General features: G+C 37.4%; 17 protein-coding genes and 1 pseudogene. 6 read left to right on the top strand and 12 right to left on the bottom strand.

Features of this window, described 5'->3' with window-relative positions; all coding sequences use genetic code 11:
• Nucleotides 1-2: 2 nt before the first annotated feature.
• The 3 genes from B9T31_RS15585 to B9T31_RS15575 all read right to left on the bottom strand — a co-directional run bounded on the left by B9T31_RS15585 (nt 3) and on the right by B9T31_RS15575 (nt 3,661).
• A complete protein-coding gene (locus B9T31_RS15585) occupies nt 3-1,376 on the bottom strand; it encodes a sigma-54-dependent transcriptional regulator (protein ID WP_416202546.1) in 1,374 nt (457 codons plus the stop codon).
• A 73-nt stretch (nt 1,377-1,449) separates the two neighbouring features.
• Nucleotides 1,450-3,012: a two-component system sensor histidine kinase NtrB gene (locus B9T31_RS15580; RefSeq protein ID WP_086182851.1), complete on the bottom strand. Its 1,563-nt coding sequence runs from the start codon at nt 3,010-3,012 to the stop codon at nt 1,450-1,452.
• Nucleotides 3,013-3,025: 13 nt separating this feature from the next.
• Nucleotides 3,026-3,661 (bottom strand): response regulator, encoded by a 636-nt coding sequence (locus tag B9T31_RS15575; RefSeq protein ID WP_086182850.1) that lies wholly within the window; start codon nt 3,659-3,661, stop codon nt 3,026-3,028.
• Between the two features lie 220 nt (nt 3,662-3,881).
• On the opposite strand from B9T31_RS15575, the gene B9T31_RS15570 reads away from it, so the two are divergent.
• The gene (locus B9T31_RS15570) at nt 3,882-4,937 is read left to right on the top strand and encodes a serine hydrolase (protein WP_139840930.1); all 1,056 of its coding nucleotides are present in this window, start codon (nt 3,882-3,884) and stop codon (nt 4,935-4,937) included.
• Between the two features lie 93 nt (nt 4,938-5,030).
• Here B9T31_RS15570 and thrC read toward each other — a convergent pair whose 3' ends face one another.
• The 4 genes from thrC to xerD form a co-directional block, all read right to left on the bottom strand.
• On the bottom strand, nt 5,031-6,170 hold the full coding sequence (gene thrC / locus B9T31_RS15565; RefSeq protein ID WP_086182849.1) for a threonine synthase: 1,140 nt from the start codon (nt 6,168-6,170) through the stop codon (nt 5,031-5,033).
• A gap of 62 nt (nt 6,171-6,232) precedes the next feature.
• Nucleotides 6,233-7,537, bottom strand: a complete 1,305-nt coding sequence (locus B9T31_RS15560) for a homoserine dehydrogenase (RefSeq protein WP_086182848.1) — start codon at nt 7,535-7,537, stop codon at nt 6,233-6,235.
• Nucleotides 7,538-7,658: 121 nt separating this feature from the next.
• Nucleotides 7,659-8,471: a DsbC family protein gene (locus tag B9T31_RS15555; protein WP_086182847.1), complete on the bottom strand. Its 813-nt coding sequence runs from the start codon at nt 8,469-8,471 to the stop codon at nt 7,659-7,661.
• A gap of 104 nt (nt 8,472-8,575) precedes the next feature.
• Entirely contained in the window at nt 8,576-9,493 is a 918-nt protein-coding gene (gene xerD / locus B9T31_RS15550) for a site-specific tyrosine recombinase XerD (protein WP_086182846.1), read from the bottom strand.
• Between the two features lie 175 nt (nt 9,494-9,668).
• Between xerD and B9T31_RS15545 the strand changes: the two genes are divergently transcribed.
• From B9T31_RS15545 to ftsW, 5 genes are all read left to right on the top strand, one after another.
• Entirely contained in the window at nt 9,669-9,932 is a 264-nt protein-coding gene (locus tag B9T31_RS15545; protein WP_086182845.1) for a FeoA family protein, read from the top strand.
• A complete protein-coding gene (gene feoB, locus B9T31_RS15540) occupies nt 9,929-11,785 on the top strand; it encodes a ferrous iron transporter B (protein ID WP_086182844.1) in 1,857 nt (618 codons plus the stop codon). The genes B9T31_RS15545 and feoB overlap by 4 nt, the downstream gene beginning before the upstream one ends.
• 26 nt (nt 11,786-11,811) lie before the next feature.
• Nucleotides 11,812-12,063 (top strand): DUF6587 family protein, encoded by a 252-nt coding sequence (locus B9T31_RS15535; RefSeq protein WP_086182843.1) that lies wholly within the window; start codon nt 11,812-11,814, stop codon nt 12,061-12,063.
• Between the two features lie 165 nt (nt 12,064-12,228).
• Nucleotides 12,229-13,575 (top strand): UDP-N-acetylmuramoyl-L-alanine--D-glutamate ligase, encoded by a 1,347-nt coding sequence (murD, locus tag B9T31_RS15530; RefSeq protein WP_086182842.1) that lies wholly within the window; start codon nt 12,229-12,231, stop codon nt 13,573-13,575.
• Nucleotides 13,576-13,597: 22 nt separating this feature from the next.
• The gene (ftsW, locus tag B9T31_RS15525; protein WP_086182841.1) at nt 13,598-14,794 is read left to right on the top strand and encodes a putative lipid II flippase FtsW; all 1,197 of its coding nucleotides are present in this window, start codon (nt 13,598-13,600) and stop codon (nt 14,792-14,794) included.
• Between the two features lie 61 nt (nt 14,795-14,855).
• Here ftsW and gluQRS read toward each other — a convergent pair whose 3' ends face one another.
• From gluQRS to thiC, 5 genes and pseudogenes are all read right to left on the bottom strand, one after another.
• Entirely contained in the window at nt 14,856-15,770 is a 915-nt protein-coding gene (gluQRS, locus tag B9T31_RS15520) for a tRNA glutamyl-Q(34) synthetase GluQRS (RefSeq protein WP_086182840.1), read from the bottom strand.
• A gap of 2 nt (nt 15,771-15,772) precedes the next feature.
• On the bottom strand, nt 15,773-16,297 hold the full coding sequence (gene dksA, locus B9T31_RS15515) for an RNA polymerase-binding protein DksA (protein WP_086182839.1): 525 nt from the start codon (nt 16,295-16,297) through the stop codon (nt 15,773-15,775).
• Nucleotides 16,298-16,511: 214 nt separating this feature from the next.
• The gene (gene cpdA / locus B9T31_RS15510; RefSeq protein ID WP_086182838.1) at nt 16,512-17,312 is read right to left on the bottom strand and encodes a 3',5'-cyclic-AMP phosphodiesterase; all 801 of its coding nucleotides are present in this window, start codon (nt 17,310-17,312) and stop codon (nt 16,512-16,514) included.
• A gap of 9 nt (nt 17,313-17,321) precedes the next feature.
• Entirely contained in the window at nt 17,322-17,939 is a 618-nt protein-coding gene (locus B9T31_RS15505) for an NUDIX domain-containing protein (protein ID WP_086182837.1), read from the bottom strand.
• Nucleotides 17,940-18,136: 197 nt separating this feature from the next.
• Nucleotides 18,137-19,924 (bottom strand): annotated as a pseudogene (gene thiC / locus B9T31_RS15500) (phosphomethylpyrimidine synthase ThiC); the annotation flags it as partial.
• Between the last annotated feature and the right edge of the window lie 22 nt (nt 19,925-19,946).

Genomic DNA, 19,946 nt, shown 5'->3' with positions numbered 1-19,946 from the left:
GCTTAGTAATGTTGTTCATCATGATCTAGTTCAAATTTTTTTAACCGATATCTGAGCGACCTAAAAGACATTTTGAGTTTTTTTGCAGCAAGTGTTCTATTCCAATGTGTTGAATTCAGTGTATGAAGTAATATTTCTTTTTCGATTTTTTCTAAATAAAGTTCTAAGCCTTCTGTTGGAACATATTGAGTTGTGATGTTTGTACAAAGGCTTTGGGTCGATTGATTTGTATCACTTTTTTGAATGTTGTTTGCTATATGATGCCTTTGATTTAAAGGAGTTGTTTGAAGATGTTCGATTTTAATACATTCTCCATCACATAAGGTCACTGCACGTTCAATGATATTACGGAGCTCTCGAACATTGCCAGGATAGTGCTGCGCTAATAAAAAAGTTTCAGCTTCTAGATTAAATATTTTGGGCTGAATGCCCCATTCTTGGGATATTTTATGGCTAAAATAATGGGCAAGCAATAAAATATCATGTTCTCTGTTTCGTAATGGCGGAAGAATAATATCCATAACATGAATGCGGAAAAATAAATCTTGGCGAAAACGCCCTTGATGTACTAAGCTTTCTAAATCTTGATGACTGGCACTAATAATTCGAAAATCTACTTCAATTTCTTGGTCCGAGCCAATTGGGCGAATTTTTTTTTCTTGTACAGTACGTAAAAGTTTAACTTGCATATTTAACGGCAACTCTGCAATTTCATCTAAAAATAAACTGCCTCCTTGTGCAGATAGAATAAGGCCTTGCTTGTCTTGAGTTGCCCCTGTAAAGCTTCCTTTTTTATGGCCAAATAATTCACTTTCCATTAAATCATTAGGTATTGCTCCACAGTTAATAGCAATAAATGGCCCATCATTTCGATTACTTAAACGGTGAATTAAGTTCGCAACGACTTCTTTTCCAGTGCCAGACTCTCCTGTAATAAATACAGGCGCTTGGGAGCGGGCAATTTTTTTTAATGTCACTCTTAATTCTTGCATTGCGTGTGATTGTCCAATTAACATCTGATGTTCAAGTTGTAATTCTTGTTGATTAGCATCTGAAAATGTCAAAGGATGATGTAAAGCCTTTTCTAATAATTGTTCTAAATGTCTTTGATTGATTGGTTTGTTCACAAAATCAAATGCACCTGCTTTTAGTGCTGAAATGGCAATCTCCATATTGCCATAGGCGGTAAGCACAGCAACGGGTAAGGAGGTGTAATATTCAGAGATATATTGAACCAGTTGAATCCCATTACCATCGGGAAGATTTAGATCGGTTAAGCATGCATCAAAATGTTGAGTCGCTAAACATGCTTTGGCTTGTTTAACCGTATGGGCAATATAAGATTGTATTCCCATACGAGACAGTGTCATTGCCATTAAACGGCATAAGTCCTCTTCATCATCGACTAAGAGTACGATTGCTTTTGAATTCAATTTTTTCCCCAAAAAATTAAATTACAGCTAAACTTGAACACTCTATTCTGAAGCATGTCCCTGTGGTTTGTTCGACGTAACTAAGTTTTGCCTGATTGGCTTCACAAAAACTCATTGATAAATATAGTCCCAAACCTGTTCCGTTAATTTCAGTGCTGAAAAAGGGTTGAAAGAGATTATGAATATCTTGTTGAGCTATGCCATCCCCAAAGTCTTTAACTTCTATTCTGACTAAATTTTCTTGTTTATATATTTCAATAATAATATAGCTGTAATTTGGATTATTATGTCTTATTGCATTTCGAATCAGGTTTATTAATATTTGTCTTAATTGTGATTCATCAAAGAGTATACTTAAATTTTGTTCATATTTCAGCTTTATTTTATTAGAAATATCGGATAAATCTTCGTCTATGAAACGTGTTATGAAATCATCTAATAAAATGGGTTGAGGTAAAGTATCTTTGCTTTTTACCATGCCAAGCGTATCTTCAATAATTTTATTAATTCTCAAGGCCTGTTTAGCAATCAGGTTGGAAAGTTGCTCTTGTTCCTGTACATGGCTATTTAAATATAAATAATTTGCTTGAACAATCGCAGCTAATGGATTTCGAATTTCATGTGCAATGCTGGCTGAAAGTTGTCCTAAGGCTGCCAGTTTAAGTTGTTGCACTTGTTGGTCTAAGCGTTTTGTATCTTGAATAATCAGTAGGATTAGCGTTTGCTGAGGTGTCTTAAGCGTTTGAATGGTAATATGTGTATGGTAATGACTGAGCTTAGAGGTGAATTGAAATTTTTCACCATTTTTTAAGTGATCAAATGTTAGATATTTAACGAGATCTGGTTGGGCATCATACAATGAAAATGCATTTGTTGAAAATGTAGTGTTAATTCCAAGTAGTTGTTTTGATGCTGGATTGCTTAAGACGACATGATAGTTTTGATCTAAGACTAAATATCCTGTTTCAATTTGTTCTAGAATGTATCGATTAATATTTTGTAGTTGATTTAATTCGAGGGATTGATGAAAGTTAGAGTTTTCGAGTAAATGAAATCGTTTAATTGTCATTTGCCCACATGCATAAATAAATAAAAATAAGATCGATAATAAAACACTATTTCCAATATTATTTGAGCTTATACTTGAAAAGAAACTTCCGACGACATGTTGATAAATAATGCCGATGATCGCGACGAGAGTAATAAATAAGGCTTTTTTTGACTCTAAAAGTAAAGAAGCTGTAAAAATAGTAATGCTAAATAATAAGCTAACGTATAGGTTAGGACCATTTGAAGTAAAAATTAAACTGCTATAGATCAGAATATCGATCGCATAAAATAAAGTAATGGCACTACGAACATTGTGTTGAAAAAACTTGTATGCAATAAATTGTAAGCTTGTTAAAACGACATAGAGAATCAGTATGAATAAATAGAGTTGAGGATGGGAGTGGTCTGGATTAAAACTTTGTGATGTGGTTAAGAAAACAATGAAAAGACAACATGAAATAATAAAACGATATGAACCATACCACAGACCTAAATGGTATTGGTTCAATGCCTGATTTTCAGCGTGCATTTACACCTTGCATCTAAGGCTTAATTAGACCATAACGAATGGCTAGATGTGTCAATTTTACATCGCTATCTATATTTAGTTTTTCAAAAATTCGATAGCGATAGGTATTTACAGTTTTCACGCTCACAAAGAGTTTATCGGCAATTTCTTGAGTAGAAATACAGTTGACGACCATCATAGCGACTTGCATTTCACGTTCAGAAAGATTATCAAAAGGAGATTTTTGTGTATCAGATAAGTAAGAACTTGCAATTTGCTCTGCAATATCAGCGCTGAAGTATTTACCGCCTTGCATCACTTTATTAATTGCACGAACCATTTCACTAACAGGAGCACCTTTGGTGATGTATCCTTTTGCACCAGCTTTTAATATGAGTGAGGGGTAGGGTTCTTCGGACAAACCACTGACCGCAAGAACTTTTGTTGCAGGTGCTGTTTGTAATAGACGACGTGTTGTTTCTACACCACCAATACCAGGCATATTGACATCAAGTAAGACGACATTGGGAGGGTTTTGGCGAACAATATTGATCGCTTCTTCACCAGATTCAGCTTGTCCAATGACTTGAATTTCAGTATGATCATCTAACATACGGCAAATTCCTGTCCGTACTAATTCATGATCGTCTACAACTAAAACAGTGATCATCATACTTTCCCTCTAGGTACTTTTCATATTTTTGTTACATAAAGCAAAATAAGCTTGCAATGAAACGACAAAATTAGCAATCCTATATATATGGGATTTTCTAATCGAAAAACTGTTACAGCAAACCGAGTGCTCAAAATACTCATTTTTTGTTGTAAATGTAAGACATATTTGAAGTGATATACCAATGTATTACTTTATTGAAGTTGAGTAAAGACAAGTGAAAAAATCAAAAAATGCTTTAATGCATGTATTAGGGATATCTTTCCTTTTTAGTGCGACAACATTCACTCAAGCAGAGATTGTTGTCAATAATTTATCTAAACAATCAGGTCAAGCCAATATAAATTGGTCTCCTGAAGATGTAGAGATGTTGCTCAATAGCGATGTTTCTAATGCAGAACCAAGTCCACAAGGTAGTGTAACAGTTAAAACGACGGTACGTAGTGGCAGTTCATTACCATCTGCGTCCGTACCATCGACAAAAATTGGGCAAATTATAGATACTTCTGGTTTTAATAGTTCACCAGATGTAAATGCGCGTGCTGCGCTTGTTATGGATGCACAAACAGGGGAAGTGCTTTATAGCAAAAACTCCAATGCATCTTTGCCAATCGCATCAATTACAAAATTAATGACCGCTGTTGTGATTGCTGACGCACGTTTAAATATGTCGGAAACCATTGCTTTAGATCAAAGTGATTTCTCGTGTTCAGGTTGTAAAAGTTCGAGTTCTACCTTGCGTGCAGGGGATACAATGAATCGTGCTGAAGCGCTCTTATTTGCGCTAATGAAGTCAGAGAATCCAGCTGCTTCTGCATTGGCACGTACCTACCCAGGAGGGCGGTCTGCATTTATTGCGGCAATGAATGCGAAAGCAAAGCAATTAGGGATGACCAATACACGCTATCTGGAGTCAACGGGGTTACACCCAGGAAATGTAGCTTCAGCACGTGATTTAAGTATTCTTGTGACTGCGGCATCGCAATATGGACTCATTCGTCAGTTTTCAACCACGCCAACCTATGACTTTAATTTAGGCTATCGAGTTCTAAAATCAAATAATACCAATGCATTAGTACGTAATGGTGGATGGAATATTAATATTTCAAAAACGGGTTATATTAATGAAGCTGGGCGCTGTGTCGTAATGCATACAACATTGAATAATCGACCAGCTGTGGTGGTTATTTTAGGGGCACCAACAACACAAGCACGTAATGATACAGCAATTAATTTAATGACTTGGACAAGTCATTTACCAAAAAGTCTTTAATTTTTTAATATTTGAATTTACTCAACATTCAATAATTAAAGAATAAAAAACCCTGCTAATGCAGGGTTTTTTATTTCAATCTCAATATAAAAATTACATATTAGACAGAATAGAATCACGAACTTGATCCATTGCCGCATCAATAGATAGCATGACAGCATCTTGACATTGTTTGATTGCAGTATCTGGATCTTTTAGTCCATTTCCAGTCACAGTACATACAATCACTGAACCTTCCGCAATTTTTCCTGCTTTAATATCACGAATTGCACCACCAATTGAAGCTGCAGATGCAGGTTCTACAAAGACACCTTCATACATTGAAAGTAGGCGTTGAGCTTCTAAAATCTCAGCATCTTGAAGTTCATCGAACCAACCTTTTGAATCACGAACGACTGCTTTTGCATGATTCCAACTTTGTGGATTACCAATACGAATAGCAGTTGCAACAGTTTCAGGGTTTTCAACGGGAGCACCACGTAAGAATGGTGCAGCTCCTGCTGCTTGATAACCAACCATTATCGGTAAACCAGCTGGTTTAGGACCTGTGAACTGATCGGTTTTTGCATCATAAATAACTTGCTCAAATTGATCAGCAGGTTGATTTGCAACAGCTTCGGTATAACCCATCCAATGTGCCGTGATATTGCCTGCATTACCAACAGGTAAGCAGTGATAATCAGGTGCACGACCTAATTCATCTACAATTTCATATGCAATGGTTTTTTGACCTTGTAAACGGTATGGATTAATTGAGTTTACAATCGTTACAGGGGCTTGATCGGCAACTTCTTTTACAAGACGCATACCGTCATCGAAGTTACCACGAATTTGCATGGTAATCGCACCATACATCATTGCTTGAGCCATTTTACCCATTGCAATTTTGCCTTCAGGAATTAAAACAAATGCTTTAATGCCTGCACGTGCAGCATAAGCCGCTGCAGCAGCAGATGTATTACCTGTAGATGCACAAATAATTGCTTTAGAACCAGACTCAACCGCTTTTGTGACCGCCATGGTCATACCGCGATCTTTAAATGAACCAGTCGGGTTTAAGCCCTCATATTTCACATAAATTTCAACATTTTTGCCAATAATGCGTGGAATATTCTCAAGTTTAATTAAAGGCGTGTTACCTTCGCCTAAAGAAATTGCACGAGTTGTTTGAGAAACTGGTAAGCGGTCACGATAACGGTCAACTAAACCAGTGTAGCGATTGGCATTAGACATGATGATGTTCCAAGTGTGTAGAGCATGGTCGGGAGTGCAAAAAAAGCATCTCCCTAACCCGATTAATTATCAAGCGATTCTAAACGAATTCTTACAACTTCGCCATGAATTACAGGGAGCGCTTGAATTTGTTGCAAAGCTTCATCCATTTTAGATTCTTTAACTGGATCAGTTAGAATCACAATAGGAATCAGGTCTTTTAAACGAGATTGTTGCATAATGGCGTCAATGCTGATGCCATTACGGCTGAGAATTGCGGTGACTTCGGCAAGTACACCAGTTTGATCTTCAGCATTGATTCGGATGTAGTATCCAGTTGTCATTTCTTCGCGTGACAGAATATGTAAGTCTGTTAATGCTTCAAATGCCAGTTGTGGAATTGTACCCGCACCATCTTCCGTATAAGAAATATCACGTACAATATCAACAACATCGGCAACAACAGCAGATGCAGTTGGACCAGCGCCAGCACCAGCGCCATAATATAAGGTTGGGCCTACAGCATTGGCATGCACCAACACCGCATTTTTAACACCATTTACATTCGCAATCAGTTGATCGTCTGGAATTAAGGTTGGATGAACACGAAGTTCAATGCCGGTCTCTGCGCGACGTGCAATGCCTAAATGTTTAATACGAAAGCCTAAATCTTCAGCGTATTTCACATCTTGTGCGGTAATTTTACTAATACCTTCAGTAAATACTTTATCAAACTGAAGTGGAATACCAAATGCAATTGAAGCGAGTAGAGTAAGTTTGTGAGCAGCATCAATTCCTTCAACATCAAATGTTGGATCTGCTTCTGCATAGCCTAATTCTTGTGCTTCTTTTAAAACATCTTCAAAAGTACGCCCTTTATCTCGCATCTCTGTAAGAATAAAATTACCTGTGCCATTAATAATGCCTGCTAACCAATCAATTTTATTGGCAGCTAGACCTTCACGCATAACTTTAATGATCGGAATTCCACCTGCAACTGCAGCTTCATAAGCAATTTGCACACAATGGTCATCAGCAAGTTTGAAAAGTTCATTGCCATGTTCAGCTAATAAGGCTTTATTTGCAGTAACAACTTGTTTACCATGAATAATGGCTTCTTTAATGACTTCATAGGCAGGGTGAATGCCACCCATCACTTCAACGACGACATCGACATCAGGTTGGCGAACAATTTCTAATAAATCTGAACTTTGCTTAACCGATTCAGGAAGTTCTAAATCGGGACGAGGTCGACGAGTACCTACGTAAGTAATTTGAATTTCACGACCGGTGCGACGTTTAATCTCAGCAGCATTTTCTTTTAAGAGCTCTAAGGCTCCACCACCTACAGTACCTAGACCGAGGATTGCCAGACGAACTGGTTTCACGTCACACTCCATATATCAATTTATAATTTAAGCATAGATCATAGCTAAAAAAACGCGATGACTCTAGCGGATATTTAAGAATATATATACTTATAAAAAACAGTAATTTAAAATATAAAATTTAGTTATTTAAACGGTTTGATAACTCATCAGGAGTTAAATATCCACCTAAATACAATCCCTCTGCATTATAAATTGCAGGTGTTCCGTTTACGCCCATCTTCACGCCAAGTTGATATTGGTCACTCACAGGATTTTTACAGATCGCTGAATCAACGTGTTCTCCTGCAATTGCTTTGTTAAAAGCAGCCTGACGATCTTTACTACACCAAACATTTTCCATTGCTGGTATGAATTCTTCACCACGCGGCCAAGCAATATAACGAACCTCAATTCCTTTGGCATTAATTTCATCGAGATGTTCATGAAGTTTATGGCAATATGGGCAACTGACGTCCGTAAACACGTAAATGACATGTTTGGTTTTGCCTTTTGCCTTATAGATAATCAAATCTTCAGGTTTTAGTTGAGCTAACAATGCTTTATTCGATGCAGCTTGTAATGGTTCACTCACATTCACGAGCTGTTTAGTACCTAAACGGATGACATCACCTTGAATGATATATTTTCCATCTGCCGTTGCATAAATCGCGGGCATCCCTTCAACGCTAACCCAAAATAAATTAGGGACTTCAGTCGGTTGAACACTTTCTATTTTGGCAGTAATACCTGCTGTTTTAAAATGTTCAGTTAAGGTTTGAATAAGACGATGCTGAGCATTACGTTCAGAAAGATTAGATGCTTCACCTGTAGCAGGAGCACTCGCGGTTAATGTGCCTGCTTTCTTTTCATCATCTGATTTTGAGCATGCTGAAAGAAAAATAGTAGATGTAAGTGCACATGCAAGGAAGATTTTTGAGTGGGTAAAAGCCATCATTAACCCTTTATTGCGAATATTAAAAATGAGCCTGTAGCATAACAAAAAATCGTCAATGGAGAAAAAAATCTTTGTGCTATAAATTTGGTGAAGTATTGAGGTTATGCCCTAGGATGATACATTGCGTGTAATTGTTGCATTCTAATTTGAGCAACATGTGTATAAATTTGTGTAGTAGATAAATCACTATGTCCCAGTAACATTTGAACGACACGTAAATCTGCACCGTGATTAAGTAGGTGGGTCGCAAAGGCATGCCTTAGGGTATGTGGTGAAAGTTCAGCTTGAATTCCAGCTTGAAGTGCATAGCGTTTAATAGCGTACCAAAAATTTTGCCGACTCATGATTCCGCCATGCTGTGTTAGAAAAAGGTAATCTGTGGAGGTTTTATGTAACTCGGGACGTGCAGTATTTAAGTATTTTTCAACCCACTCACAGGCAATTTGTCCTAAAGGAACCAATCGTTCTTTATTTCCTTTACCTACAATTCGTAAATAACCTTGTTTTAAATTGATTAATTCTAAGCGTAAATTAAGTAATTCTGTGACGCGCAATCCGCAAGCATAAAGCACTTCAAACATTGCTCGATCTCTTAAACCAAGAACTGTGGAGGTATTTGGTGCTTGAATAAGAGCTTCTACATCTTGTTCAGATAAATCTTTCGGTAATGCACGACCAATTTTAGGAGTTTTGTGTACAGCCACAGGATTGTCAGATCTGAGTTTTTGTTCACGTAAAAATTTAAAAAAAGAACGTAGTGCAGATAGTGACCGTGCAATAGAGCGTGGACTTTTACCTTGTTTGGTGAGTTCAAGCAAAATGTCTGCAATATCTTCACTATTCCAACTGGGTAAAGGGCTTTTGTGATATTCGCTACATTGAATTAAATCAGATAAGTAAGCATTTCGTGTATGTGGACTAACGGTATGCGCAATTAAGTAGTCTCGATATCCGCATAAATAACTTAAGTGTTCTGGAATGAGGGTTGGTGTGGGAATACGAGGTTTTTTATTTAGCATAAATTAAATTCGATTGAGTCTTTATGGATTAAGCAATGACTTTCAAATCGTTACTCTAATGTAAAACTTTTGGGCTGTCGATGTGATATAAGGAAATAAGAATAAAACTCGAATCGATTTGATAATTATTCTCATTTGTTTGTATAATGTTCAAAATTGTTAAGGATTTGATATCGTGCGTTTATCTGATTTAAAAGTTAAACAGACTGCTATCATTCAGAAAGTACATCGCTCAGAAAATAGCAGTAATTCTGAAGCAGACCTAATAGCAAGTCGTTTAGAGACTTTAGGATTTGTACCAGGTACGACGGTACAAGTCATCACGAAAGGTATTTTTGGTGGTGATCCGATTTTAATTCAAGTTGGATTTACTCGTTTTGCATTACGTAAAATCGAAGCCGAAAAAGTGGAAATTGGCGTAGGAGGAGCATCTGCATGAGTGATGCGTTACGTATTGCCCTTGTAGGTAATCCAAACTGTGGTAAAACATCATTATTTAACCATTTGACAGGCACGCGCCAAAAAGTTGCAAACTATGCGGGTGTAACTGTTGAGCGTAAAGTGGGACAATTTACCCTTCCTTCAGGTCGACCTGTTCGAGTACTCGATTTACCTGGCGCCTATAGTCTTGATGCCACGAGTCCTGATGAGGCAATTACCCGAGATGTTGTACACGGTAAAATTGAGGAAGAGGGCAATCAAGACGCTTTTTTATGTGTAGTTGATGCGACAAACTTAAAGCTTCATCTAGGATTAGTTCTAGAGATGATCGAGTTAGGCCGTCCGGTCTTACTTGTACTAAACATGATGGATGAAGCACGTCGCCGTGGTATGCAAATTAATACTCAAAAACTTTCAGAGCGTTTGGGTATTCCTGTTGTAGAAACGGTTGCTGTTCGTAGTTCAGGCATTGAAGCTTTAAAGCATGCTTTAGATGATCAAAAATATGCAGTACCTCGAACAGAAATGACGGGTTTAGTGGGTGATGATCATCAAAAAATCACGGCATTATTGAATGATGTTGTGGTATATATCGACCAAGAAGATAAACGTACAGCATTTATCGATAAAATTTTCTTACATCCAGTTTTGGGCTTACTCAGCTTAGCTGTCATGATGTTTATCATTTTCCAAGCGGTGTTTGCTTGGGCAGCACCATTTATGGATGGAATTGAAGAATTTTTTGCATGGTTTGGTGAATATCTCGGTGAGCATATTTCACAGCCTATGTTGAACAGCCTCGTGGTTGATGGAATTATTGCGGGCGCTGGAAGTGTGATTGTCTTTTTACCGCAAATTTTAATTTTATTCTTCTTTATTTTAGTGTTAGAAGAATCGGGTTATTTACCACGCGCTGCATTTTTGCTTGATAAGTTAATGTATAAGGCAGGCTTAAGTGGTCGTGCTTTTATTCCACTATTATCTAGTTTTGCGTGTGCTGTTCCAGGCATTATGGCAACACGTAGTATTTCCGATCCACGGGATCGCTTAACAACGATTTTTGTTGCACCGTTAATGACCTGTTCGGCTCGGTTACCTGTATATGCATTACTTATCGCAGCATTTATTCCAGCAGAAACCGTTTGGGGGATTTTTAATCTTCAAGGGTTGGTGATGTTTGCATTATATATGGCAGGCATTTTAAGTGCACTTTGCGTTTCATTTGTATTGAAGTTTTTCCAAAAAGATAAATCTCAGCAAATGTTACTCATGGAATTACCAAGCTATCGTTTTCCAGATTTAAAAAATATTTGGATTGGTTTGTTAGACCGAGGTATGATTTTCTTAAAGCGTGTAGGTGGAATCATCTTTGCTTTATCAATTTTACTGTGGTTCTTATGTACATTCCCGCAACCACCAGAAGGTGCAACCTTACCTGAAATTGACTATTCATTTGCAGGAATGTTGGGACATGTATTACAACCAATTTTTGCGCCACTTGGTTTTAATTGGCAAATTTGTATTGCTTTAATTCCTGCAATGGCGGCACGTGAAGTCGTAGTTGCTGCATTAGGCACAGTTTATGCCTTGTCTGCAGTTGATGAAGACACAATGTCAGAAGGTTTAATCTCGATCATTAGTGGTGGGGGTGAATTGGGCTGGACATTGGCAACAGGTTTGTCATTACTGGTGTGGTTTATTTATGCACCACATTGTTTGGCAACTTTGGCAACAGTACGCCGTGAAACAGGTTCGTGGAGAACTGTAAGTTTCATGACCATTTATCTATTTGGTTTAGCATATTTGATGTCGTTCCTGACATATCAAATTGCATCACATTACTTGGGTTAAATTACGTCAAGTAGTAGGAGATTGAAATGCTTGAAATTTTAATTGTGGCAGTATTGGTGATTTGGAGTGCTGTTGTGGTGTTTAAAAAGGTATTTCCGAAAACATCAGGCTCAGTGTTTATGTCATTGTCAAATTCATGTGAACAAAAAGGCTGGGCAACTTTAGCAAAATGGCTTAGACCTGCTACAGCTGCTGGCTGTGGTGGTGGTTGTGGCTGCGCTGTATCTGAAGATCAACCTGCGAAGAAAGCAGAAGTTCAAGCAGTTAAATGGAAATAGAACTTTTGTATTTTACTTGAATTAATAGTTCATAAAGCCGTCTAAATAGACGGCTTTTTACGCACTGACACAAAAAAATGCAAGAAAATGAAAACAGAAAAAGCAAATAAAATAGCAAAGTGCTAACATTTCTGAAATTTTGAATTATTTGACCATGAGGCGAAAATGTTAATTCAGCGTGGTGGATTGAAAGTCGTTGCCGGACTCGGTATTTCTGGTGTAGCTGCTGTAAATTTTTTACATGAAAAGGGCTATCGAGTTGCAGTGACAGATTCTCGTGAAAACCCACCAGGATTTGATAAAATTCCTTCAGATGTACAGACCAGTTTTGGACAGTTTGATGAAGAATTATTATTGCATGCTGAGGAAATTATTATTAGCCCAGGATTAGATCCTAAACTTCCAATAATACAAGCTGCGATTGCACAAGGAATTCCTGTTGTCAGTGAAATACAAATTTTACGTCGAGCAACAGATAAGCCAATTGTTGCCATTACGGGTTCAAATGCAAAAAGTACAGTAACCACTTTATTTGGTTTAATGGCTGAAAATGCGGGTGCTAAGGTTGCAGTGGGCGGTAATTTAGGTCGTCCTGCATTAGATTTAATGAAGGATGATCCCGATATTTATGTACTTGAATTATCAAGCTTTCAATTAGAGACAACATCCAACCTTCATGCGGAAGTGGCTGTTGTTTTGAATATGAGCGAAGATCATTTAGATCGACATGGCGATATGCTCGGTTATCATACGGCAAAACACCGTATTTTTCAGGGTGTGAAAAAAGTTGTTTATAATCGTGATGATTCTTTGACACGTCCATTAGTGCCAGATACAACGCCAATGCAAAGTTTTGGTTTAAATGCACCAGATATGAATCAATATGGAATTTTAAAAGAAACAGACGGTACAATTTGGTTGGCACGTGGGCGTGAGCGACTGCTGAAAAGTACAGAGATGTATATTCAAGGGACGCATAATGTGGCGAATGCATTGGCTTGTTTAGCTTTAGGTGAAGCAATTGGTTTACCCTTACAGAGTATGCTTGATACATTAAAAACATTTAAAGGCTTAGAGCATCGTTGTGAGTTTGTACGTGAGCTCAAACAAGTTCGTTATTATAATGATTCAAAAGGAACGAATATTGGTGCGACATTAGCTGCAATTGATGGTTTAGGTGCTGCCATCGAAGCTCAAGGTGGGAAGGTTGCAATTATTTTGGGTGGTCAAGGTAAAGGACAAGATTTTACAGCATTAAAACAATCTCTAAAAAAGTATGTCAAATTCGCAGTCTTGATTGGTGAAGATCAGGCCATTATTGAAAAAGCAATTTCTGGTACAACAGATTTAATACATGCCAAGTCTTTGCAAGAGGCTGTTGTAATATGCCAACAGTATACACATGAACATGATGTGGTGTTGTTATCGCCAGCATGTGCAAGTTTTGATATGTTTAGTGGTTATGTACAGCGTGGACAGCAGTTTGTTGCTATTGTTAATGAATTAAATTAAGAAAATAATTAAGGATTTCAGTATGGCTGGGTTTGCTCAGAATACTATACAAAAAATGAGTGCGACATTTGAACGGTGGTTGCCGAAATTACCAGCAGAGTTAAATGTTAGAAATATTCTTATTTTCTGTGTATTGGCATTATTGTGCATTGGAACCATGATGGTCGCTTCAGCATCCATGCCCTATGCAGATCGTATGCATGAAGATGCCTTTCATTATGTGAGTCGGCATGGTATTTCCATTTTAGTCGCTGTAGTTGCTGCATTTGTTGTTTATCGTATTCCATTAAACACATGGTTTAATAACACTTTTTTCTTGTGGATTATTACCATTGTTTTGTTGGCAGCGGTTTTGGTTGTTGGAACGGAGGTCAATGGTTCTAAACGTTGGATTCGTATCGCGGGGTTCACGTTACAAGCCTCAGAAGTAGCCAAAGTAATGATGGCCATTTTTACCGCAGATTATGTGGTACGACGTGCAGCAGAAGTTCGGAATAATATTAAAGGTTTGATCCGCCTTGCCGTGATTATGGCAGCAACGGTTGGCTTGGTCATGGCAGAACCTGATTTGGGTGCAACCGTTGTAATTGCACTAACCATGTTGGGTGTATTCTTCCTTGCTGGAGCACCGCTTATTCAGTTTGCAATTGCCTTTGGGGCAATTATTGCAGCCTTTGTTTTCTTGGTGGTTTTTGAGCCATATCGTTTTGAACGCTTAATGTCATTTTCTAATCCATGGAGTGATCCATTAGGTGCAGGGTATCAGTTGTCAAATGCGCTGATGGCATTTGGACGTGGAGAATGGTTTGGTGTTGGTTTAGGGCATAGCATCCAAAAAATGTCATATCTTCCAGAAGCACATACGGACTTTATGTTAGCTGTATTAGGGGAAGAATTCGGTTTTTCAGGTATTTTTGTAGTTTTACTGCTTTCATTCACAATGCTCATTTGTTGTATTCGTATTGGTCATCGTGCATTACAAAATCAATATCTACGCGCTGGTTATTTAGCTTACGGCATTAGTATCATTTTTCTTTTACAAATATTGGTTAATGCGGGGATGAATATGGGAATGTTACCTACCAAAGGCTTAACTTTACCATTCATCAGTTATGGTGGCTCATCTTTAATTATTTGTGCCGTGATGATTAGTTTGATTTTAAAAATTGAATCGATGACGCATGAAAAGAATCCAAGTCGGGAAGAGTCAAGTTTTTAGGTTTTTGTAACTTTCAATAAATGAAACCGAACATGATGAGTGATGTTCGGTTTTTTATTATTTATAGATATATACCATTGAGCTCTGTTGCTTTTGGAATGCGTTGTATATTCCATTGAGCAATGGCTTGTTTTAACATTCGCGCTGGTGTGTCTAATTCAACACTGGGTTGATGCAATGCAATTAAGGCTTGTTGCAGCAGTTCTGGCGCTTTTGATAAATCTAATGCGTGAGCTAAATTTTGTTTAGAAAGCTTTTGTCCTTGTCCATTCATTGCCAAGGGAAGGTGTAGATATTGAAGCTGCGGATACGCCAATAATCGGGTAAGCCAAATTTGTCGTGCAGTATTGTCGAGTAAGTCAGCACCTCGAACAACGTGCGTGATTCCTTGTAAATAATCATCAACAACAACTGCAAGCTGGTAATTGATTACACCATCTCTACGCTTAAGTACAAAGTCACCTAAATCGTGGCTTAAATTGGAACAGTGTCGACCTTGCAAGCGGTCCTCAAAACAAATATCTAAATCATCCACTTTGACGCGAATAGCTTGATTGGTGAAGTTTAAGTTGAGAGATTGGCAAGTTCCTGTGTAAATATGATTAGAACCTAATATTTTTCTTGTGCATTGACAGGCATAAACCAGATGATTTTGTTTGAGTTGTTCAATCACATGATTATAGATATTTATACGATTTTTTTGAAAAATAATTTCTGAATCGGGTTCAAATTGAAAAGCATCAATCGAACGTAGAATATGTTCTTCACTTCCTGGAGAAATACGAGGAATATCTGTATCTTCAATACGAACATGCCAAATACCGTGTTGAGAACGTGCATCACAATAACTTGCGACAGCAGTAATCAAAGAGCCGAAGTGTAAAGGGCCAGTAGGAGATGGGGCAAATCGACCTGTATAAGGTATCCTTTTACCCTCTCCCTGAAATAGAGGGAGAGGAGGACGATTAAATAACATCTTTAACCGTTATTTTGCTTCTCTTTGATCTCTGCCAGAGTTTTACAGTCGATACATAATGTTGCAGTTGGACGTGCTTCTAAGCGACGTAAGCCAATTTCGATGCCGCAGGTTTCACAGAAGCCATAATCGTCATTTTTAATTGCTTCAATTGATTGCTCAATTTTGCGAATTAATTTGCGCTCACGATCACGAGTACGCAATTCAATTGCAAACTCTTCTTCTTGTGTCGCACGGTCATTCACATCAGGAAGTGCTGTATTTTCATCCTGCATGGTATTTAATGTACGATCAACTTCAGACATTAACTCGGTTTTCCAAGCCAAAAGAATTTTTTTGAAATGTTCGAGTTGTCCTTCGGACATATATTCTTCATTTTTCTTAGGTTGATAAGGCTCAATACCAAATAAGCTAGCAGTTGTTCCACCGTCTGCCTTTGGCTTTGGCTTACGCACACGTTTTGTAGCTTTGTCGTCTACAAGATCAGTTTGGTCATCCAAGACTTGATTTTGGTTGTCATTCGCCATATAGGGCAATCCTCATCATATACGTATTATCGATACGCAAAAAATATGGTGATGTGCAAGTGTCTTTCATTCATTCCAGCCAAGAGAATGTTCCCTCGGGGGTCGTCATGATATAGACTTTTTATCTATTTTGATAGTCTAAGTTGTCGGCAATAGACTGATCACATTTTATTTCGAACGCATTAAAGTAATGCAAAATTGATAAAATTAAAAGTTAGTAACCTGAAATATGTGCATTTATTTTGACAACTTTATGGCTTATCCGATGAATTTTTGTTTCAAACTCACCATTTTCTTTTAAATGTAAAACTCGATAACCTGGCGCTTCTTCATCTAATGCAAAATTTTCACTCTTCGGTTTAAATTGTACACATGTAGATGGTGTGGAATAAAATGAGATGCCGTTCCATTGATTCCATGAGTCTTGATGGACATGACCAAATAGAACGAGTTTAGTATTTTGATGTTTGGCTAAAATATCGGTTAAATGACTGGTATTTTTTAAAATATGATGATCAAGCCAATGAGAGTGCATTTCAAAAGGGTGGTGATGACAGGTAATAATAATATGTTGATTTTTATATTGAGTTAGAAGTTGATCAAGTTGATCAAGTTGCTTTGGTTCAATAAACCCATAAACTTGGTCTTTTACTGCACTATTTAGCAGAATAATCGTCCATTCACCGAAATGAATCGCATGTGCCTCATTACGGTTTTTATAGAAAGGAAAAATATCTGAATTATCATGATTACCAGGAATTTGATAATGTGGAATTTTAAATTGACTGATAAAAGAAAGATAATATTGATAGGTTTCAGGTGCTGCGACTTGGGCTAAATCTCCTGTATGAATAATGGCATCTGCATGTGGATAACGTATTTGAATATCATGCATCACAGCATGAAAGGTTTCAGCAGGGTTCATATGAACAAATTCTAACCCATCATGATTCATTAGATGGGTGTCCGTAATTTGAATGATGGTCCAATTTTTTGAATTATTCACTAAAGTCATGTCATCCCCTTAGACACTCTTTATTGTTATTGCATTTTGCAACCATTGTAATGCCATGATAATAGGCGCATTTCTTAGTCTACCATTGGTAAATAAATTTGGAATATCTTGAAAGTGAATAATATGTAATTTTATATTTTCACCTTCATTTTCGACGCCAAAGATTCCGCCTTCTACTGGGAGATCTGCTTGTGCTGTATATAAATGAAATAACTCATCACAAGCTCCTGCAGAAGGATAAAAGCTAAAAAGATGTTGTAATTCATTGATTTGACATCCTGATTCTTCTAGTGCTTCTCGACGAACACAGATTTCAGGGGATTCATCACCATCGAGAACACCCGCAATGATTTCAAGTTGCCAAGGTGAAATATCATCTTCGATGGCACCAATACGAAATTGTTCAATTAAGGCGATCGTTTGTTTTTGAGGGTCATAAATAAGTACGCCTGCGGCTTCGGGGCGATGAATTAATTCCCTATTTAACATAGGGGATTCTGTAGTTTTATTAAATAAATGGTGATTTAGACTTAGTTTTTCAACACCAATAAAACCTCGATATAAATATTCACGCTGATGAATTTTGAAGTCTTTTTTACAAAATGTAGCTTGTTGAATAATAGTCATAAATTTTACAAAAGATCACAAAAGAATCGCTTTTCATCCTAACTTAGTTTTCAATAAAGATGAAATGTTTTTTATTATATCGATAATAAATCAAAGAAGCATCACTATTTTGCTCAATAATGATGCTTCTTTGTTAAGTTAAATTAACTCAAATTCAAATATTTAAATATATTGCCTTAAATATTTGTCGTAGATTGAAGTTGATCAGCATATTCACGAACATTTTGTGTAATCTTCATTGAACAGAATTTTGGACCACACATTGAGCAAAAATGTGCTGATTTATGTGCTTCTTTAGGCATAGTTTCATCATGCATACTACGTGCCGTATCTGGGTCTAAGCTTAAATTAAATTGATCTTCCCAGCGGAATTCAAAACGTGCTTTAGATAATGCATTGTCTCGAACTTGAGAGCCCGGATGTCCTTTGGCTAAATCTGCTGCATGCGCTGCAATTTTATAGGTAATAATGCCATCTTTTACATCTTTTTTATTTGGTAAACCCAAATGTTCTTTTGGTGTCACGTAACATAACATCGCTGTTCCGTACCAGCCAATCATTGCAGCACCAATCGCTGATGTAATATGGTCATAACCTGGCGCGATATCTGTTGTTAAAGGACCTAATGTATAAAAAGGCGCTTCTTGACAGACTTCGAGCTGTAAATCCATATTTTCTTTAATCATGTGCATTGGAACATGTCCTGGGCCTTCAATCATGACTTGTACATCATGCTTCCAAGCACGATGAGTTAGTTCACCTAAAGTACGTAGTTCTGAAAATTGGGCAGCATCATTGGCATCTTGAATACATCCAGGACGTAAACCATCGCCTAAACTAAATGAAATATCATAGGCTTTCATGATTTCACAAATGTCGTCAAAGTGGGTATACAAAAAGTTTTCTTGCTGATGAGCTAAGCACCACTGTGCCATGATTGAACCACCACGAGAAACGATACCCGTTAAACGATTTGCTGTAAGCGGTACATAATCAAGCAGTACACCTGCATGAATTGTAAAGTAATCTACCCCTTGTTCTGCTTGTTCAATTAGTGTGTCTTTAAAAATTTCCCACGTTAAGTTTTCAGCAATTCCATCTACTTTTTCAAGTGCTTGATAAATTGGAACGGTTCCAATTGGCACAGGAGAATTACGAATAATCCATTCACGTGTTTCGTGAATATTCTTACCAGTAGATAAATCCATAATGGTATCTGCACCCCAACGTGTTGCCCACGTCATCTTAGCGACTTCTTCATCAATTGAAGAACCTAGTGCAGAGTTACCAATGTTGGCATTAATTTTCACCAAGAAATTACGACCAATAATCATGGGTTCGCATTCTGGATGATTAATGTTTGCAGGAATGATGGCACGTCCAGAAGCGACTTCTTCACGCACAAATTCTGGCGTAATTTCTTTTAAGTTTTGAGCCCCAAAATTTTGACCATTATGTTGGCGAATATCAACACCTTCAAGCTGGCGTTGATTTTCACGAATGGCAATATATTCCATTTCAGGGGTAATAATGCCTTGTTTTGCATAATGCATTTGCGTGACATTGCGACCAGTTTTTGCACGTCTTGGTTTTTGAATATGTGCAAAACGAATTTCAGCCGTTCGAATGTCTCTTAAACGTTCTTGTCCAAACTTAGACGTGAGTGCATCTAAAAGTTCAGTATCATTGCGCTCTTCAATCCAGATATCACGAACATTAGGTAAGCCTTGATTTAAGTCAATATGAATGCTTTGATCTGTATATGCACCAGAAGTGTCATAAACCATAATGGGTAAATTTTTCTCACCACCTAAACCTTCAGGTGTATCAGCGAGTTCAATCTGACGCATAGGGACTTGTATGTCTGGTCGTGAACCTTGAATATAGACTTTTTTAGAAGCGGGTAAAATTCGAGTTAAATCTTTTGCATCTTGCTCATGTTGAGCAGTAATTTCTGAAGCGGTGAGATTCGTTAATTGGTTCATTGCAATGATCCTTATGAATGAC

Source organism: Acinetobacter sp. ANC 4558 (genome assembly GCF_002135375.1).
Classification (GTDB): domain Bacteria; phylum Pseudomonadota; class Gammaproteobacteria; order Pseudomonadales; family Moraxellaceae; genus Acinetobacter.
Note: the sequence above shows the minus strand (reverse complement) of the source record. Positions and strands in the feature narration are given on the sequence as shown.

Excerpts from the sequence above, each read along its gene's own strand:
- ftsW (WP_086182841.1), top strand. The coding sequence starts at position 13,598 with ATGGCTGGGTTTGCTCAGAATACTATACAAAAAATGAGTGCGACATTT.
- B9T31_RS15535 (WP_086182843.1), top strand. The coding sequence starts at position 11,812 with ATGCTTGAAATTTTAATTGTGGCAGTATTGGTGATTTGGAGTGCTGTT.
- murD (WP_086182842.1), top strand. The coding sequence starts at position 12,229 with ATGTTAATTCAGCGTGGTGGATTGAAAGTCGTTGCCGGACTCGGTATT.
- feoB (WP_086182844.1), top strand. The coding sequence starts at position 9,929 with ATGAGTGATGCGTTACGTATTGCCCTTGTAGGTAATCCAAACTGTGGT.
- B9T31_RS15580 (WP_086182851.1), bottom strand. The coding sequence starts at position 3,012 with ATGCACGCTGAAAATCAGGCATTGAACCAATACCATTTAGGTCTGTGG.
- B9T31_RS15555 (WP_086182847.1), bottom strand. The coding sequence starts at position 8,471 with ATGGCTTTTACCCACTCAAAAATCTTCCTTGCATGTGCACTTACATCT.
- gluQRS (WP_086182840.1), bottom strand. The coding sequence starts at position 15,770 with ATGTTATTTAATCGTCCTCCTCTCCCTCTATTTCAGGGAGAGGGTAAA.
- dksA (WP_086182839.1), bottom strand. The coding sequence starts at position 16,297 with ATGGCGAATGACAACCAAAATCAAGTCTTGGATGACCAAACTGATCTT.
- cpdA (WP_086182838.1), bottom strand. The coding sequence starts at position 17,312 with ATGACTTTAGTGAATAATTCAAAAAATTGGACCATCATTCAAATTACG.
- xerD (WP_086182846.1), bottom strand. The coding sequence starts at position 9,493 with ATGCTAAATAAAAAACCTCGTATTCCCACACCAACCCTCATTCCAGAA.
- B9T31_RS15575 (WP_086182850.1), bottom strand. The coding sequence starts at position 3,661 with ATGATCACTGTTTTAGTTGTAGACGATCATGAATTAGTACGGACAGGA.
- thrC (WP_086182849.1), bottom strand. The coding sequence starts at position 6,170 with ATGTCTAATGCCAATCGCTACACTGGTTTAGTTGACCGTTATCGTGAC.
- B9T31_RS15585 (WP_416202546.1), bottom strand. The coding sequence starts at position 1,376 with ATGGCAATGACACTGTCTCGTATGGGAATACAATCTTATATTGCCCAT.
- B9T31_RS15505 (WP_086182837.1), bottom strand. The coding sequence starts at position 17,939 with ATGACTATTATTCAACAAGCTACATTTTGTAAAAAAGACTTCAAAATT.